Source organism: Klebsiella sp. GN_Kp190, assembly GCF_040061795.1.
Taxonomy (GTDB): domain Bacteria; phylum Pseudomonadota; class Gammaproteobacteria; order Enterobacterales; family Enterobacteriaceae; genus Klebsiella; species Klebsiella michiganensis.
In genome coordinates this window covers 23,222-38,587 of record NZ_JBEAFN010000027.1, presented here as the reverse complement: position 1 = coordinate 38,587, position 15,366 = coordinate 23,222, and the positions used below count along the sequence as shown (strand labels likewise).

At 56.0% G+C, this 15,366-nt stretch carries 16 protein-coding genes; 9 read left to right on the top strand and 7 right to left on the bottom strand.

Translation table 11 applies throughout. From position 1 onward, the window contains the following. The first annotated feature begins 6 nt into the window (after positions 1-6). From ABLU67_RS15035 to rnd, 5 genes are all read left to right on the top strand, one after another. Positions 7-1,917 carry an ATP-dependent DNA helicase gene (locus ABLU67_RS15035; protein ID WP_219538908.1) on the top strand — a complete coding sequence of 637 codons (1,911 nt, stop codon included), beginning with the start codon at positions 7-9 and terminating at the stop codon, positions 1,915-1,917. Between the two features lie 67 nt (positions 1,918-1,984). Then, positions 1,985-2,680 carry a tRNA (adenosine(37)-N6)-threonylcarbamoyltransferase complex dimerization subunit type 1 TsaB gene (tsaB, locus tag ABLU67_RS15030; protein WP_064377671.1) on the top strand — a complete coding sequence of 232 codons (696 nt, stop codon included), beginning with the start codon at positions 1,985-1,987 and terminating at the stop codon, positions 2,678-2,680. 43 nt (positions 2,681-2,723) lie between these two features. Continuing rightward, positions 2,724-3,308, top strand: a complete 585-nt coding sequence (locus ABLU67_RS15025) for a Slp family lipoprotein (protein ID WP_004852007.1) — start codon at positions 2,724-2,726, stop codon at positions 3,306-3,308. A 208-nt stretch (positions 3,309-3,516) separates the two neighbouring features. Continuing rightward, positions 3,517-5,202 (top strand): long-chain-fatty-acid--CoA ligase FadD, encoded by a 1,686-nt coding sequence (gene fadD / locus ABLU67_RS15020; protein WP_014229806.1) that lies wholly within the window; start codon positions 3,517-3,519, stop codon positions 5,200-5,202. Between the two features lie 81 nt (positions 5,203-5,283). Beyond that, complete coding sequence (gene rnd, locus ABLU67_RS15015; protein WP_221687218.1) at positions 5,284-6,399, top strand: ribonuclease D; 1,116 nt, start codon at positions 5,284-5,286, stop codon at positions 6,397-6,399. 64 nt (positions 6,400-6,463) lie between these two features. On the opposite strand, the gene minE is transcribed toward rnd, so the two are convergent. Genes minE through minC form a run of 3 tightly spaced genes read right to left on the bottom strand, consistent with a single transcriptional unit; the run spans position 6,464 to position 8,271 of the window. Further along, positions 6,464-6,733, bottom strand: a complete 270-nt coding sequence (minE, locus tag ABLU67_RS15010; RefSeq protein ID WP_002910902.1) for a cell division topological specificity factor MinE — start codon at positions 6,731-6,733, stop codon at positions 6,464-6,466. Between the two features lie 3 nt (positions 6,734-6,736). Then, positions 6,737-7,549, bottom strand: coding sequence for a septum site-determining protein MinD (gene minD / locus ABLU67_RS15005; RefSeq protein ID WP_004103267.1), 813 nt, complete (start codon positions 7,547-7,549; stop codon positions 6,737-6,739). Positions 7,550-7,572: 23 nt separating this feature from the next. Continuing rightward, a complete protein-coding gene (minC, locus tag ABLU67_RS15000) occupies positions 7,573-8,271 on the bottom strand; it encodes a septum site-determining protein MinC (protein WP_004852000.1) in 699 nt (232 codons plus the stop codon). 126 nt (positions 8,272-8,397) lie between these two features. On the opposite strand from minC, the gene ABLU67_RS14995 reads away from it, so the two are divergent. From ABLU67_RS14995 to ABLU67_RS14985, 3 genes are all read left to right on the top strand, one after another. Beyond that, positions 8,398-8,679, top strand: coding sequence for a YcgL domain-containing protein (locus ABLU67_RS14995; RefSeq protein WP_004138522.1), 282 nt, complete (start codon positions 8,398-8,400; stop codon positions 8,677-8,679). Positions 8,680-8,696: 17 nt separating this feature from the next. Continuing rightward, positions 8,697-9,356 (top strand): fumarylacetoacetate hydrolase family protein, encoded by a 660-nt coding sequence (locus ABLU67_RS14990; RefSeq protein WP_102802992.1) that lies wholly within the window; start codon positions 8,697-8,699, stop codon positions 9,354-9,356. Between the two features lie 94 nt (positions 9,357-9,450). Then, positions 9,451-9,897, top strand: coding sequence for a YcgN family cysteine cluster protein (locus ABLU67_RS14985; RefSeq protein WP_004851995.1), 447 nt, complete (start codon positions 9,451-9,453; stop codon positions 9,895-9,897). Positions 9,898-9,905: 8 nt separating this feature from the next. On the opposite strand, the gene ABLU67_RS14980 is transcribed toward ABLU67_RS14985, so the two are convergent. The 3 genes from ABLU67_RS14980 to nhaB form a co-directional block, all read right to left on the bottom strand. Next, positions 9,906-10,250 carry a DUF1971 domain-containing protein gene (locus tag ABLU67_RS14980; RefSeq protein WP_004103255.1) on the bottom strand — a complete coding sequence of 115 codons (345 nt, stop codon included), beginning with the start codon at positions 10,248-10,250 and terminating at the stop codon, positions 9,906-9,908. A gap of 116 nt (positions 10,251-10,366) precedes the next feature. After that, positions 10,367-10,897: a disulfide bond formation protein DsbB gene (gene dsbB / locus ABLU67_RS14975; RefSeq protein WP_025106150.1), complete on the bottom strand. Its 531-nt coding sequence runs from the start codon at positions 10,895-10,897 to the stop codon at positions 10,367-10,369. A 128-nt stretch (positions 10,898-11,025) separates the two neighbouring features. Beyond that, complete coding sequence (gene nhaB / locus ABLU67_RS14970) at positions 11,026-12,579, bottom strand: sodium/proton antiporter NhaB (protein WP_348852384.1); 1,554 nt, start codon at positions 12,577-12,579, stop codon at positions 11,026-11,028. 245 nt (positions 12,580-12,824) lie between these two features. Here nhaB and fadR point away from each other — a divergent pair, with 245 nt between their 5' ends. Next, positions 12,825-13,544 (top strand): fatty acid metabolism transcriptional regulator FadR, encoded by a 720-nt coding sequence (gene fadR / locus ABLU67_RS14965; RefSeq protein ID WP_004851987.1) that lies wholly within the window; start codon positions 12,825-12,827, stop codon positions 13,542-13,544. Between the two features lie 59 nt (positions 13,545-13,603). Here fadR and ABLU67_RS14960 read toward each other — a convergent pair whose 3' ends face one another. Further along, entirely contained in the window at positions 13,604-15,136 is a 1,533-nt protein-coding gene (locus ABLU67_RS14960) for a SpoVR family protein (RefSeq protein WP_004138526.1), read from the bottom strand. Between the last annotated feature and the right edge of the window lie 230 nt (positions 15,137-15,366).

Here is a 15,366-nt window from a genome sequence, read left to right as displayed (position 1 = left end):
GGTAATGTGATCGACGATTTTGCAGCAGAAGGCCAGCTGGCCAGCGCGATTGCGGGATTTAAACCACGCGAGCCGCAGCGTCAGATGGCTTTCGCCGTCGCCAGCGCGATTGAAGAAACCCGTCCGCTGGTGGTTGAGGCGGGGACCGGGACCGGGAAAACCTACGCCTACCTGGCGCCTGCGCTCCGCGCCAATAAGAAAGTCATTATCTCCACCGGCTCGAAAGCGCTACAGGATCAGCTCTACAGTCGGGATTTACCCACTGTCGCCAAAGCGCTGAAGTACACCGGTAAGCTGGCCCTGCTGAAAGGGCGTTCGAACTACCTGTGCCTGGAGCGGCTGGAACAGCAGGCGCTCGCCGGCGGCGACCTGCCGGTGCAAACCCTCAGCGATGTCATTCTGCTGCGTTCGTGGTCTAACCAGACCGTTGATGGCGATATCAGCACCTGCGTTAGCGTGGCCGAAGATTCCCAGGCCTGGCCGCTGGTCACCAGCACCAACGATAACTGCCTCGGCAGCGACTGCCCGTTATATAAAGACTGTTTTGTGGTGAAGGCGCGGAAAAAGGCGATGGATGCTGACGTGGTCGTCGTCAACCACCATCTGTTCCTCGCCGATATGGTGGTCAAAGAGAGCGGATTTGCCGAGCTGATTCCCGAAGCGGAAGTGATGATCTTCGACGAAGCGCATCAGCTACCGGACATCGCCAGCCAGTACTTCGGCCAGTCGCTCTCCAGCCGCCAGCTGCTGGACCTGGCGAAAGATATCACCATTGCTTATCGCACCGAACTCAAAGACACCCAGCAGCTGCAGAAATGCGCCGACCGCCTGGCCCAGAGCGCGCAGGATTTTCGCCTGCAGCTGGGGGAACCCGGCTATCGCGGCAACCTGCGCGAGCTGCTGGCGGATAACAACATTCAGCGCGCGCTGCTGCTGCTTGATGATGCGCTCGAACTCTGTTACGACGTGGCAAAGCTGTCGCTGGGCCGCTCGGCGCTGCTCGACGCCGCCTTTGAGCGGGCCACCGTCTACCGCGGCCGCCTGAAGCGGCTCAAAGAGACCAACCAGCCCGGCTTTAGCTACTGGTATGAGTGCACTTCGCGTAATTTTACTCTGGCGCTGACCCCGCTGACGGTGGCGGATAAGTTTAAAGAGGTGATGGCGCAAAAATCGGGGAGCTGGATTTTTACCTCGGCGACGCTCTCGGTCAATGACGATTTGCACCACTTTACCGATCGCCTGGGGATTGGCGAAGCGCAAACCTTGCTGCTGCCCAGCCCCTTTGATTATGCCCATCAGGCGCTGCTGTGCGTACCGCGCAATTTACCTTTGCCGAACCAGCCCGGCGCGGCGCGCCATCTGGCGGCGATGCTCAAACCGCTGATTGAGGCCAACGACGGGCGCTGCTTTATGCTCTGCACCTCGCACGCCATGATGCGCGATCTGGCGGAACAGTTCCGTGCCACCATGACGCTGCCGGTGCTCCTGCAGGGAGAAACCAGCAAAGGTCAGCTTTTGCAGCAGTTCGTCAGCGCCGGAAATGCGCTGCTGGTAGCGACCAGCAGCTTCTGGGAAGGGGTGGACGTGCGCGGCGATGCGCTTTCGCTGGTGATTATCGACAAACTGCCGTTCACCTCGCCGGACGATCCGCTACTCAAAGCGCGGATGGAAGATTGTCGCCTGCGCGGCGGCGATCCTTTTGACGAGGTCCAGCTACCGGACGCGGTGATTACCCTTAAACAGGGGGTGGGGCGCCTGATTCGCGACATCGACGATCGCGGGGTACTGGTTATCTGCGACAACCGTCTGGTGATGCGTCCCTACGGCGCGGTCTTCCTGGCGAGCCTTCCGCCTGCGCCGCGCACGCGCGATATCCGCCGGGCGGTGCGTTTTCTTGCGGTGCCGCCGGCGAGGTAATCCGGCGCAAAATGTGGTAAGCTGCGCGCCATTTTGTCAATCTGCTAGAGCGAGAGCGCGACAACCCATGCGAATTTTAGCTATCGATACCGCCACGGAGGCCTGCTCCGCGGCGCTGTGGAATGATGGCACCCTCAGTGCTCATTTTGAAATCTGCCCCCGTGAACATACCCAACGAATCCTGCCCCTGGTGCAGGATGTCCTCAATGAAAGCGGAACGCTATTGACCGAGCTTGATGCGCTGGCCTTTGGCCGCGGGCCGGGGAGCTTCACCGGCGTGCGTATCGGCATCGGTATCGCGCAGGGGCTGGCGCTGGGGGCCGGGCTGCCGATGATCGGCGTATCTACGCTGGCGACCATGGCGCAGGGCGCGTGGCGGAAAAACGGCGCCACCCGCGTGCTGGCGGCCATCGACGCCAGAATGGGCGAAGTCTACTGGGCGGAATATCAGCGCGATGAGCAGGGCGTCTGGCACGGCGAAGAGAGCGAGGCGGTGCTGAAGCCGGAAGCGGTTCGCGAGCGGCTTCAGCGGCTGGAAGGCGAGTGGGCCACCGTGGGCACTGGCTGGAAGGCGTGGCCGGATATGGCTCGCGACTGCGGTTTAACGCTCGTCGATGGCGACATTCAGCTGCCTGAAGCGCAGGATATGCTGCCGCTGGCCTGCCACCTGTTTACGGCGGGAAAAACCGTGGCCGTCGAACACGCTGAGCCAGTTTATTTACGTAATGAAGTGGCGTGGAAGAAACTTCCTGGCCGCGAGTGAATCTCAGTAACTATATGTCTGAGAAGAAGGAAGGAGTCGCGTCATGGCGGGTCAAAAAAGGGTAGTGCGTTGGTTAGTCGCGGCAGCAGTCGTTGCTGCGCTGAGCGGGTGCGCTTCGGTGCCGGATGCCATTAAGGGCACCACCCCGACGCCGCAGCAGGATTTAGTCCGCGTGATGAACGCGCCGCAGCTGTATGTCGGTCAGGAAGCGCGTTTTGGCGGTAAGGTCGTCAGCGTGCAGAATCAGCAGGGTAAAACTCGCCTGGAAATTGCCACCGTTCAGCTTGACGACGCCGCGCGTCCGGAGCTGGGCGAAGCGTCGCGCGGGCGTATTTTTGCCGACGTGAACGGCTTTATCGACCCGGTGGATTTTCGCGGACAGCTGGTTACCGTGGTTGGCCCGATCGTCGGCGTCGTCGACGGTAAAGTGGGCAATACGCCGTATAAATTCATGCTGATGAACGCCACTGGCTACAAACGCTGGAACGTAGTCCAGCAGGTGGTCATGCCGCCGCAGCCGATGATGGACCCGTGGATGTTCGGCCCGCGTCCGTGGGGCTACGGGTACGGCGGCTGGGGCTGGTATAACCCCGGTCCTGCCGAAGTCAGAAACGTTGTAACCGAATGATTTTGTAGTCTTTGTAAGCAAAAAGAAACAGCGGCTGGTCCGCTGTTTCTTCGTTTTCAGTCAAATAAGAAAAATAAATAGTGACGCGCTTCGCAACCTGTACAACGGCTAATTAATAAACTGGTACGCTGAGTTAATATAATGTTAACAAAATGTTTGTTGATCAGGGGCTGTGATGACGACGAATAACTATTTCAGAGGTGATGCAGTGAAAAAGGTTTGGCTAAACCGTTATCCCGCGGACGTTCCTGCGGAGATAAACCCTGACCGCTATCAATCCCTGGTTGAACTGTTTGAACACGCCGTCCGCCGCTATGCCGATCAGCCGGCCTTTATCAATATGGGCGAGGTGATGACCTACCGTAAGCTGGAGGAGCGCAGTCGGGCGTTCGCCGCTTATCTACAGGAAGGGTTAGGACTGCAAAAAGGCGACCGCGTCGCCCTGATGATGCCTAACCTGCTGCAGTATCCGGTGGCGCTGTTTGGTATTCTGCGCGCCGGCATGATCGTGGTAAACGTTAATCCGCTCTACACCCCGCGCGAACTGGAGCACCAGCTCAACGACAGCGGCGCCGCCGCCATTGTGATCGTTTCCAACTTCGCGCATACCCTGGAAAAGGTGGTTGATAAAACCCAGGTCAAGCACGTGATCTTAACCCGCATGGGCGATCAGCTTTCCACGGCGAAAGGGACGCTGGTTAACTTTGTGGTGAAGTACATCAAACGGCTGGTGCCAAAATATCATCTGCCGGACGCCATCTCGTTTCGCAGCGCGCTGCAGCATGGCTACCGTATGCAGTACATTAAGCCGGAAATCGTCTCTCAGGATCTCGCTTTTCTCCAGTACACCGGCGGGACCACCGGCGTGGCGAAGGGGGCGATGCTGACTCATCGTAATATGCTGGCGAACCTTGAGCAGGTCAACGGCACCTACGGGCCGCTGCTGCACCGCGGTAAAGAGCTGGTTGTTACCGCGCTACCGCTGTACCACATTTTTGCCCTGACCATGAACTGTCTGCTGTTTATAGAGCTGGGCGGGCAGAACCTGCTGATCACCAATCCGCGCGATATTCCAGGCCTGGTCAAAGAGCTGGCGAAATACCCCTTCACCGCGATGACCGGGGTCAACACCCTGTTTAACGCGCTGCTCAATAACAAAGAGTTTCAGCAGCTCGATTTCTCTTCACTGCATCTCTCCGCCGGCGGCGGAATGCCGGTACAGCAGGTGGTGGCGGAGCGCTGGGTTAAGCTGACCGGGCAGTATCTGCTGGAAGGCTATGGCCTGACGGAGTGCGCGCCGCTGGTGAGCGTCAATCCGCACGATATCGATTATCACAGCGGCAGTATCGGCCTGCCGGTGCCCTCCACCGAAGCGAAGCTGGTGGATGATGACGATAATGAAGTCGCGCCGGGAGAACCGGGGGAGCTGTGCGTGAAAGGGCCGCAGGTGATGCTGGGCTACTGGCAGCGTCCGGACGCGACCGCTGAAATTATCAAGGACGGCTGGCTGCATACCGGCGATATCGCGGTGATGGATGAAGAGGGTTTCCTGCGTATCGTCGATCGCAAAAAAGATATGATTCTTGTCTCGGGCTTCAACGTCTATCCGAATGAAATCGAAGATGTGGTGATGCAGCACGCCGGGGTTCAGGAAGTGGCCGCGGTCGGCGTGCCGTCCGGCAGCAGCGGTGAAGCGGTGAAGATTTTCGTGGTCAAGAAAGATCCGGCGCTGACGGAAGAGATGCTGATCGCTTTCTGCCGTCGCCAGCTAACCGGCTACAAGGTGCCGAAGCTGGTGGAGTTTCGCGATGAGCTGCCGAAATCCAACGTCGGGAAAATTTTACGTCGAGAACTGCGTGACGAAGCCCGTGCTAAAGTAGACAATAAAGCCTGAGCTAAGAGTGAATCGCCAGACGCCGGCTAAGCCGGCGTTTTTTATGGGCGCAAGTTAAGAGAGTATGATTTGAACTATCAGATGATCACCACCAACGATGGCCTTCGCGCCGTCTGCGACGCGGCAAGCGCGGTTTCCGCCATCGCGCTGGATACGGAATTTGTCCGTACTCGTACCTACTACCCGCAGCTCGGTCTGCTCCAGCTGTTCGACGGCAGCCAGGTTTCGCTGATTGACCCGCTGGTCATCACCGACTGGGAACCGATGCGTGAACTGCTGCTGAATAAAGATGTGACCAAATTTCTGCACGCCGGCAGTGAAGATCTGGAAGTATTCCTCAATGCTTTTCATTTGATGCCGCAGCCGCTGATCGACACGCAAATTCTCGCCGCTTTTTGCGGCCGCCCGATGTCGTGGGGCTTTGCGTCGATGGTGGAAGAGTTTACCGGCGTGGCGCTGGACAAGAGCGAGTCCCGCACCGACTGGCTGGCGCGCCCGCTGACCGAACGCCAGTGCATTTATGCTGCCGCCGACGTCTGGTACCTGCTGCCGATTGCCGGAAAGCTGATGGCTGAAACCGACAGCGCAGGCTGGCTCTCCGCCGCCCTGGATGAATGTCAGCTGATGCAGCAGCGGCGTCAGGAGATTCAGGATCCCGCCGAGGCGTGGCGCGATATCGGTAATGCCTGGCAGCTGCGTACTCGTCAGCTGGGCTGCCTGCAGCTGCTGGCGGAGTGGCGTCTGCGCAAAGCGCGCGAGCGCGACCTGGCCGTCAACTTTGTGATCCGGGAAGAGCATTTGTGGAACGTGGCGCGCTATATGCCCACCAGCCTCGGGGAGCTTGACAGCCTCGGACTCTCGGGCAGCGAAATTCGTTTCCACGGCAAGACGCTGATCGGCCTCGTCGAGAAAGCGCAGGCGCTGCCGGAAGAGGCGCTGCCAGAGCCGCTGCAGAACCTGATCGACATGCCGGGCTACCGCAAGCTGTTTAAGGATATCAAAGCGCTTGTGCAGACCGTGAGCGCCGAGAAGGGCCTCAGCGCGGAGCTGCTGGCCTCAAGAAGACAGATTAACCAGCTGCTGAACTGGCACTGGGGGCTTAAAAACGGCAACGGGCAGCCTGAACTGGTTTCCGGCTGGCGCGGAGAATTGATGGCCGATCGCCTGAATGCGCTATTGAGCGACTACCCGCGCTAGCGCCGAACGGCATAGTGAAAAACCGGCTTCGCGCAGCGTTGCCGGTTTTTTTATACCTTCAGGCTCAGGACTTCGACTCTTCAGTTTCCGGCAGGGTCACGTTCAGCTCCAGAATCGAAATATCACCGTCCCTCTGCTCCAGCTGTACGCTGACCATTTCCGGGTCGATTTGCACATACTTGCAAATCACTTCGAGAATGTCTTTGCGCAGCTGCGGAAGATAGTGCGGTTCAGCGTCGCCGCGGCGGCGCTCCGCGACGATAATTTGCAGGCGCTCTTTCGCAATGTTGGCCGTGTTCTTTTTCCGCGAGAGAAAAAAGTCGAGTAATGCCATAATTTATCCTCCGAACAGGCGTTTGAGGAAACCTTTCTTCTCTTCTTCTACGAAGCGGAAAGGGCGTTCTTCTCCGAGCAGACGTTCAACGGTATCGGCATAGGCTTTACCCGCATCCGAGGCGTCATCCAGAATAACCGGTTCGCCCTGGTTAGACGCGCGCAGCACGGACTGATCTTCCGGAATCACGCCCACCAGATTGATGCGCAGAATTTCCAGCACGTCTTCCATGCTCAGCATGTCACCTTTGTTCACGCGGCCTGGGTTATAGCGCGTCAGCAGCAGATGCTCTTTAATCGGATCTTCGCCCCTTTCCGCGCGGCGGGATTTGGAGGCCAGGATGCCAAGGATACGGTCGGAGTCGCGAACGGAGGAGACTTCCGGGTTGGTGGTGATGATGGCTTCATCAGCGAAGTACAGCGCCATCAGCGCACCGGTTTCGATGCCTGCAGGGGAGTCACAGACGATAAAATCAAAATCCATTTTTTTCAGTTCTTCGAGAACTTTGTCTACGCCTTCGCGGGTCAGGGCGTCTTTGTCACGCGTCTGGGAGGCCGGAAGGATGTAGAGGTTCTCCGTGCGCTTGTCTTTAATCAGCGCCTGGTTCAACGTGGCATCGCCCTGGATGACGTTGACGAAGTCATAAACGACCCGGCGTTCACAGCCCATGATCAGATCGAGGTTACGCAGGCCGATGTCGAAGTCGATAACGACCGTTTTCTTTCCCTTCTGGGCCAAACCAGTAGCGATGGCCGCGCTGGAGGTGGTCTTGCCAACGCCTCCTTTACCCGAAGTCACAACAATAATGCGTGCCATAGAAATTCCTTGTTAAAAAGGGATTAATTCAACGATTGAATCGTCAAAGCGCTGTCGTCTAAACGTAGACGGGCCGCTTTGCCATAAAATTCGGCCGGAATGTTATCACTCAGCCAGTATTCCCCGGCGATGGAAACCAGTTCCGCCGAGAGGTTGCTGCAAAATATTTGGGCGTCTCTGTCGCCGCCGGCGCCGGCAAGCGCACGTCCCCGCATCATGCCATATACATGGATATTACCATCGGCAATAAGTTCAGCCCCGGCACTCACATGGTTTGTAACAATTAGATCACAGTGTGGCGCATAAATACGCTGACCGGAACGTACCGGCTGATCGATCAAGCGCGTTTTTGTGATCTGATTAACAGCTGGCGGCGGGGCAACGGGTTCTGGCGCGGCCTGACGGGTAATTTTTTCTTTCCCTTCGGTTAATAAAGGGATCCCGGCGCGGTCAATTTCGGTTTTCAGCCGAGGAAGTTTACATCCGCTTACGCCCATAATACGCAGACCGGTAGCCGCGATAGCCTCATGAAGAGGGCGCCAGTCGACGTCATCTTCAATGCTGCTGATATTCACCACCACGGGGGCATGACGTAAAAAGGCGGGAGCCTGGGCGATTTTGTCTTCTAACGCCTGACGAATAACCTCGGGATTTGCATCGTGCAAATGAATCACAGATAAGGTGAAGCTACTGCCCTTAAGTTCGATTGGCGTATTTGACATCCTGGCCTTACTCAATTTGCTGTTTATCACTCGCTGAAGTGCGGTGATATTCCGAAGACTAAAAGGCATGTTATAGTCACTCATATATAGAGGCAAGTGACCACAGGTCTAATTCCGAGTAAAACTATGTTTTGTGTGATCTATCGAAGTACTAAACGTGAGCAAACCTATTTATATGTCGAAAAAAAGGACGATTTCTCCCGCGTTCCTGACGAATTAATGTATAGCTTCGGTACGCCCAAACTGGCAATGATTTTACCGCTCGATGGGCGAAAAAAACTCATCCACGCCGATTTGGATAAAGTGAAACAGGCGCTGGCCGATCAGGGCTATTACCTTCAGCTCCCTCCTCCGTCTGAAAATTTACTCAAGAAACACCTGGCGGAACAGGGGAATAAATCTGATTAACCCACAGAGGGAAAACAATGTACCAACATCATAACTGGCAGGGTGCGCTACTGGATTATCCGGTAAGCAAAGTGGTGTGCGTGGGCAGCAACTACGCAAAACACATCAAGGAGATGGGCAGTGCGACGCCGGAAGAGCCGGTGCTGTTTATTAAACCTGAGACGGCGCTATGCGACATCCGCCAGCCGTTGGTGCTTCCTGAGGGGCTGGGGTCGGTGCACCACGAGGTTGAGCTGGCGGTGCTGATTGGCGGCACGCTGCGTCAGGCGACGGACGAACATGTGCTCAAAGCCATCGCCGGCTATGGCGTGGCGCTGGACCTCACTCTGCGCGATCTGCAGGGCAAAATGAAAAAAGCCGGGCAACCGTGGGAAAAGGCGAAAGGCTTTGATAACTCCTGCCCGATTTCGGGGTTTATTCCCGCCGGCGAATTTCACGGCGACGCGCAGAATACGCCGCTGAGCCTGAAGATAAACGGCGAGGTGCGCCAGCAGGGCACGACGGCCGACATGATTCATAAAATTGTGCCGCTGATCGCCTATATGTCGCGCTTCTTCACCCTGAAAGCCGGTGATGTGGTGCTGACCGGCACCCCGGAAGGCGTGGGGCCGCTCGCCAGCGGCGACGAGCTGGAAGTCGGTTTTAACGGGTTTTCGCTGACCACCCGCGTGCTGTAACGACCGCTTGCCGCCTTCTCCGGGCGGCAAAACTTGCATCGGCGTGCCAGACTGGTTATAAGGTGCACCCTGAACTGCAATGACGGACATCCCAATGAGCGAACAACCTTTCTGGCAACACAAAACACTGGATGAAATGAGCGATGCGGAGTGGGAATCACTTTGCGACGGCTGCGGACAGTGCTGCCTGCATAAGCTGATGGATGAGGATACCGACGAAATCTACTTCACCAACGTCGCCTGCCGTCAGCTTAATATCAAAACCTGCCAGTGCCGTAACTATGAGCGCCGTTTCGAATATGAACCGGACTGCATTAAGCTCACCCGCGACAACCTGCCTACGTTTGAATGGCTGCCGCCGACCTGCGCCTATCGTCTGCTGGCGGAAGGTCAACCGCTGCCGCACTGGCACCCGCTGTTAACCGGTTCGAAGGCGGCGATGCATGGCGAACGCATCTCCGTTCGCCATATTGCTGTGAAAGAATCCACGGTGGTTGACTGGCAGGATCATATCCTGAACAAACCAGACTGGGCGCAGTAGGCGCTCAGTTAGCCTTTCTTCGCGTGGAATAGCCCGCTTTCACCGTCGGCGTCATCTGCAACCCAAAAGTTAATATTGAACTGCGCGTCGTCGCTAAGTTCAATGCGGTGCCAGTACTGCGGCGGGCTGGTCGCGAACTGTCCGGCGTTGATAACGACCTTTGCTTCAGGCTCTGTCGCCTGTTCGTCGGCGAAGCCATAATAGGTTACCGTACCTTCCATCACGCAAAGCTGGCCGAAAACACCCGCAGCGGTGTTGTGGTGCGTCAGCAGAGCGGCAGGGACGTTCTGTTTGGTAAAGAATGGGGTGGAGCGTTTTACCTTCCAGCTAGCGGGAATACGCAAATGAGACATCATGTGCTCCTTAGTTAACATCGATAAGTTGCATTTAATATGCAACTTTATGTGACCGACGTCAACGTGCAGGCAAAAAAAACGCTCCCGGAGGAGCGCTTTATCAGCAATCGTTCTTAGCGGCCAAACAGATCGCGCTTTTTAGGTTTAAACGGCTGTGCGATAAGCACCAGCGCGCCGACAACCAGATAGGCGGCGAAGATCCCGACCAGCCACTGCGGCATTTCCAGCGTCAGGAATTCCCACTGGCGTACGGAGCAGTCACCGGTGGCGACAAATACCTGAGGCAGCCATTTATCCAGCGGCAGCCACGTGGGGAAACGAGCGGCGAAATCGCAGGTCTGGAAGGGGGAAGGGTGAAGCTGAATCATGGTGTGTTCCCATGCCAGCTGCAGCCCGCGCAGGGCGCTGTAGAGCCAGATAAGGATCGCCACATAGCGCAGAGGCGATTTTGGCGCGATGGCGCCGACAATACCGGCACCCATAATGCCAAAAAGCGCGCAGCGTTCGTAAATACAGAGTACGCAGGGTTGCAGCAGCATGACGTGCTGGAACCACAAAGCAACCAATTCAAGAACAAACGCGGTAAGCGCCATCAGGAGCCAGGCACCGCGTCCCCTTGAGCACTGGTTTAAATATCGCAACATAATCATTTCCCTGGAACATGCTAAATCATGGCAGTGTAAACGAAAACCGAAGCGACGCCAGCAGCTAGTCTGAAAATATTACGTAAGCGAATATGGAATACCCGGATTTTTGATCCGGGTATTGCTTTTTACTTCAGCAGCTGAGGCGTCACCAGCCAACCCTGCTCCAGCATCCAATGGGTCGCCGGCATCAAGGTAAACTCGACGCACGCCAGGCCCACCAGGGTCAGGACGAGAGTATACGGCAGCGCCATCCACACCATACGGCCATAGGAGAGGCGAATCAGCGGGGCCAGCGCGGAGGTGAGCAGGAACAGAAACGCGGCCTGACCGTTCGGCGTGGCGACGGATGGCAGGTTAGTACCGGTATTAATGGCCACCGCCAGCAGCTCAAACTGCGGCAGGCCGATCGTCCCATGCTCCAGGGCCGTCTTCACTTCGTTGATGTACACGGTGCCGACGAAGACGTTATCCGAAATCGACGATAGCAGGCCGTTAAACAGATAGAACAGCGATAGCTGGGCGTGCGGCGAGGCCTGGAGAACAAATTCGATCACCGGGGCAAACAGGTGCTGATCGATGATCACCGCCACGACGGCAAAAAAGACCGTCAGCAGCGCGGTAAACGGCAGCGCTTCGGTAAACGCTTTGCCGATGGCGTGTTCATCGGTGACGCCGGAAAAAGTCGTTGCCAGAATGATGACCGACAGGCCAATCAGGCCGACTTCCGCCAGATGCAGCGCCAGCGCGACGATCAGCCAGACGCCAATAACCCCCTGGGCGATAAGACGCAGGCGATCCTGACGGCTGCGGCTCTGACGGCTACGATCGTCGAAATCCTGTAGCACTTTGCGCACCGTAGGCGGCAGCGGTTCGCCGTAGCCAAACAGGCGGAATTTCTCCAGCAGCAGGCAGGTGAGCAGGCCGCATACCAGCACCGGTAAGCTTACCGGCAGCATGCGTATGAAGAATTCACCGAAGTGCCAGCCCGCGGCTTTGGCAATAATCAGGTTCTGCGGTTCGCCGACCATCGTCATTACGCCGCCGAGCGCGGTGCCGACCCCGGCGTGCATCATCAGGCTGCGCAAGAAGCCGCGAAACTGCTCCAGAACATCGCGATAGTGCTGCTCGATATGGCTGTCGTCGAGCATGTTGTCATCGTCCGGCCGCGCCGAAGCGGCTTTGTGATAAATACCGTAGAAGCCAACGGCTACGCTGATCACGACGGCGACAACGGTCAACGCGTCGAGGAAGGCGGAGAGGAAAGCGGACGCGACGCAAAACGCCAGCGACAGCAGCATCTTGCTGCGAATGCCGAGCAGCAAACGGGTGAAGATGAACAGCAGCAGCTGCTTCATGAAGTAGATACCCGCCACCATAAACATCAGCAGCAGCAGGACTTCAAGATTACTGGCCACTTCTTCGCGAATATGCCCGGGCGTGGTCATACCGATAAATACCGCTTCAATAGCCAGCAGGCCGCCCGGCAGCAGCGGATAACATTTAAGCGCCATCGCCAGGGTGAAGATAAATTCGATAACCAGCAGCCATCCGGCAATAAACGGATGAAGATAAAAGACCAGCGGATTAACGATCAGGAAAATGATGAGAGTGAGTTTGTACCAGTCCGGGGACTGACCAAGAAAGTTGCGCCACAGGGCGCGGCCATACGACATTTCCACGACAGACATCCTTTCTCCGTCAAATTCTGAAACATGATTTTATGCGTAACTATACGCAAGATTACCAGTTGCGCAAAACGAGACGCAACTTTCTTCGCATCACGTTCTTTAGCCACAGAAAGTGTGAAATGAAAAGTTGAAAATGAAACGGCGATCCCTTTTTAATTACTTTCTGGCGCTATCTGCCTTATGGCCGCTCTGGTATGATGAGTCGAATAGCAACGCTGTGTAATGGAAATCTTATTATGGTCATTAAGGCGCAAAGCCCTGCGGGTTTCGCTGAAGAGTACATCATTGAAAGTATCTGGAATAACCGCTTCCCTCCTGGTTCAATTCTTCCCGCTGAACGTGAACTTTCTGAACTGATTGGTGTTACCCGTACAACCTTACGTGAAGTGTTGCAGCGTCTGGCCCGCGATGGCTGGTTAACCATTCAGCACGGTAAGCCTACCAAAGTGAACAACTTCTGGGAAACGTCAGGTCTGAATATTCTCGAAACCCTCGCGCGTCTCGATCACGACAGCGTTCCGCAGCTGATTGATAATCTGCTGTCCGTGCGTACCAATATTTCGACTATTTTTATCCGCACCGCTTTCCGTCAGCACCCGGATAAGGCGCTGGAGGTTCTGGCGAGCGCGCGTGAAATTGAAGACCACGCCGATGCGTTTGCCGAGCTGGATTATAATATCTTCCGCGGTCTGGCCTTTGCTTCAGGTAACCCCATCTACGGCCTGATCCTCAACGGGATGAAAGGTCTGTACACCCGCATAGGTCGTCACTATTTTGCCAACCCGGAAGCGCGTAGCCTGGCGCTCGGCTTCTATCATCAGCTGGCGAAAGTATGTGAAGAAGGGCTTCATGAACAGGTTTATGAAATCGTTCGCCGCTACGGGCATGACAGCGGGGAGATTTGGCATCGTATGCAGAAGAATTTGCCGGGTGACCTGGCGATTAATATGCGCTAGACCCCGCCCACGAATAAACAACGCCCGGTGCTGTCACCGGGCGTTTTGCTGTTTACGCGCTACAGCGGATTGGGCCGCGGCGGCGTACGTTCCAGCAGCTCAACGCTACCATCGGCGTTTTGCTGCTCCAGAAGAACGTCAAATCCCCACAGGCGGTGGACGTGCTTCAGCACCTCGCGGCGGCCTTTATCCAGCGGCACGCGGTTGTGCGGCACGTAGCGCAGGGTGAGCGAACGGTCGCCGCGCAGATCCACATTCCATACCTGAATGTTCGGCTCGAGGTTGCTCAGGTTGTACTGCGCTGAAAGCTTCGAACGAATCTCACGATATCCCTCTTCATTATGAATGGCGGATATTTCCAGATAGTTGTTGTGATCGTCATCGAGCACGGTAAAGAAGCGGAAATCGCGCATGATTTTCGGCGACAGGAACTGGCTGATAAAGCTTTCATCCTTGAAATCGCGCATGGCGAAGTGCAGGGTTTCGAGCCAGTCGGATCCGGCAATATCCGGGAACCAGTACCTGTCCTCTTCCGTCGGCGACTGACAAATACGTTTGATATCCTGGAACATGGCGAAACCCAGCGCATAGGGGTTAATGCCGCTATACCACTGGCTGTTATAGGGCGGCTGGAACACCACGTTGGTGTGGCTGTGCAGAAACTCCAGCATAAAGCGCTCGGTGACTTTTCCTTCATCATAAAGATGATTCAGGATGGTGTAGTGCCAGAAGGTCGCCCAGCCTTCGTTCATCACCTGAGTCTGCTTCTGTGGATAAAAATACTGGCTGACCTTACGCACGATACGCAGGATCTCACGCTGCCATGGCTCCAGCAGGGGCGCGTTTTTCTCCATAAAGTAGAGCAGGTTTTCCTGCGGCTCAGAGGGATAGCGGCGTGCCGCTTCAATGGTCTTTTCCTCTTCGCGCTTCGGCAGGGTGCGCCACAGCATATTCACCTGGCTTTGCAGATACTCTTCCCGGCTTTTTTGCCGCGCCTTTTCCTCCTGCAGCGAGATTTTCTGCGGGCGTTTATAGCGGTCAACGCCGTAGTTCATCAAGGCGTGGCAGGAGTCGAGCAGCTTCTCGACTTCATCAACGCCGTAGCGCTCTTCACATTCGGTGATGTATTTACGCGCGAAGATGAGATAGTCGATGATGGAGCTGGCGTCGGTCCAACTGCGAAAGAGGTAGTTATTTTTGAAAAACGAGTTGTGCCCGTAGCAGGCGTGCGCCATCACCAGCGCCTGCATGGTGATGGTGTTCTCTTCCATCAAATAGGCGATACAGGGGTTGGAGTTAATGACGATTTCATAGGCCAGCCCCTGTTGCCCGTGCTTATAGGCCTGTTCGGTCTCAATGAATTTTTTACCAAACGACCAGTGCGGATAGTTAATCGGCATCCCGACGCTGGAGTAGGCATCCATCATCTGTTCGGAAGTAATGACTTCGATTTGGTGCGGATAGGTGTCAAGACGATACAGCTTCGCCACCCGATCGACTTCTGCCAGATAGGTCTCCAGCAGCTCAAAAGTCCAGTCGGGTCCATCGCTTAAACGGGTTGTGTCCTTGTTCATGGAATCAATCGTAGCCATTAGCGCGCCCTCGTTGTTGATGGTTCTCTCTGTACGGAAAACCTCTTAACAAGCATAGAACACGGCGTCGCAAACTGCGTGCATCCGCATTTTCTTTTCTTCGCGATTTCACAATCTTAAAGGCGTTGTTTTACGGTTTAAACAGGATTTTATTCTGTAGAAAAATGAGGCGCAGCAGGAGATGGTAAACCGACGGGGGCAGTGCTGGCGCAGAACCCTGTGAGATAAGT

Bases quoted from the DNA above. Each gene is read 5' to 3' on its own strand.
- tsaB (WP_064377671.1), top strand. From the start codon at position 1,985: ATGCGAATTTTAGCTATCGATACCGCCACGGAGGCCTGCTCCGCGGCG.
- ABLU67_RS15025 (WP_004852007.1), top strand. From the start codon at position 2,724: ATGGCGGGTCAAAAAAGGGTAGTGCGTTGGTTAGTCGCGGCAGCAGTC.
- rnd (WP_221687218.1), top strand. From the start codon at position 5,284: ATGATCACCACCAACGATGGCCTTCGCGCCGTCTGCGACGCGGCAAGC.
- minE (WP_002910902.1), bottom strand. From the start codon at position 6,733: ATGGCATTACTCGACTTTTTTCTCTCGCGGAAAAAGAACACGGCCAAC.
- minD (WP_004103267.1), bottom strand. From the start codon at position 7,549: ATGGCACGCATTATTGTTGTGACTTCGGGTAAAGGAGGCGTTGGCAAG.
- minC (WP_004852000.1), bottom strand. From the start codon at position 8,271: ATGTCAAATACGCCAATCGAACTTAAGGGCAGTAGCTTCACCTTATCT.
- ABLU67_RS14995 (WP_004138522.1), top strand. From the start codon at position 8,398: ATGTTTTGTGTGATCTATCGAAGTACTAAACGTGAGCAAACCTATTTA.
- ABLU67_RS14990 (WP_102802992.1), top strand. From the start codon at position 8,697: ATGTACCAACATCATAACTGGCAGGGTGCGCTACTGGATTATCCGGTA.
- ABLU67_RS14985 (WP_004851995.1), top strand. From the start codon at position 9,451: ATGAGCGAACAACCTTTCTGGCAACACAAAACACTGGATGAAATGAGC.
- ABLU67_RS14980 (WP_004103255.1), bottom strand. From the start codon at position 10,250: ATGTCTCATTTGCGTATTCCCGCTAGCTGGAAGGTAAAACGCTCCACC.
- dsbB (WP_025106150.1), bottom strand. From the start codon at position 10,897: ATGTTGCGATATTTAAACCAGTGCTCAAGGGGACGCGGTGCCTGGCTC.
- fadR (WP_004851987.1), top strand. From the start codon at position 12,825: ATGGTCATTAAGGCGCAAAGCCCTGCGGGTTTCGCTGAAGAGTACATC.
- ABLU67_RS14960 (WP_004138526.1), bottom strand. From the start codon at position 15,136: ATGGCTACGATTGATTCCATGAACAAGGACACAACCCGTTTAAGCGAT.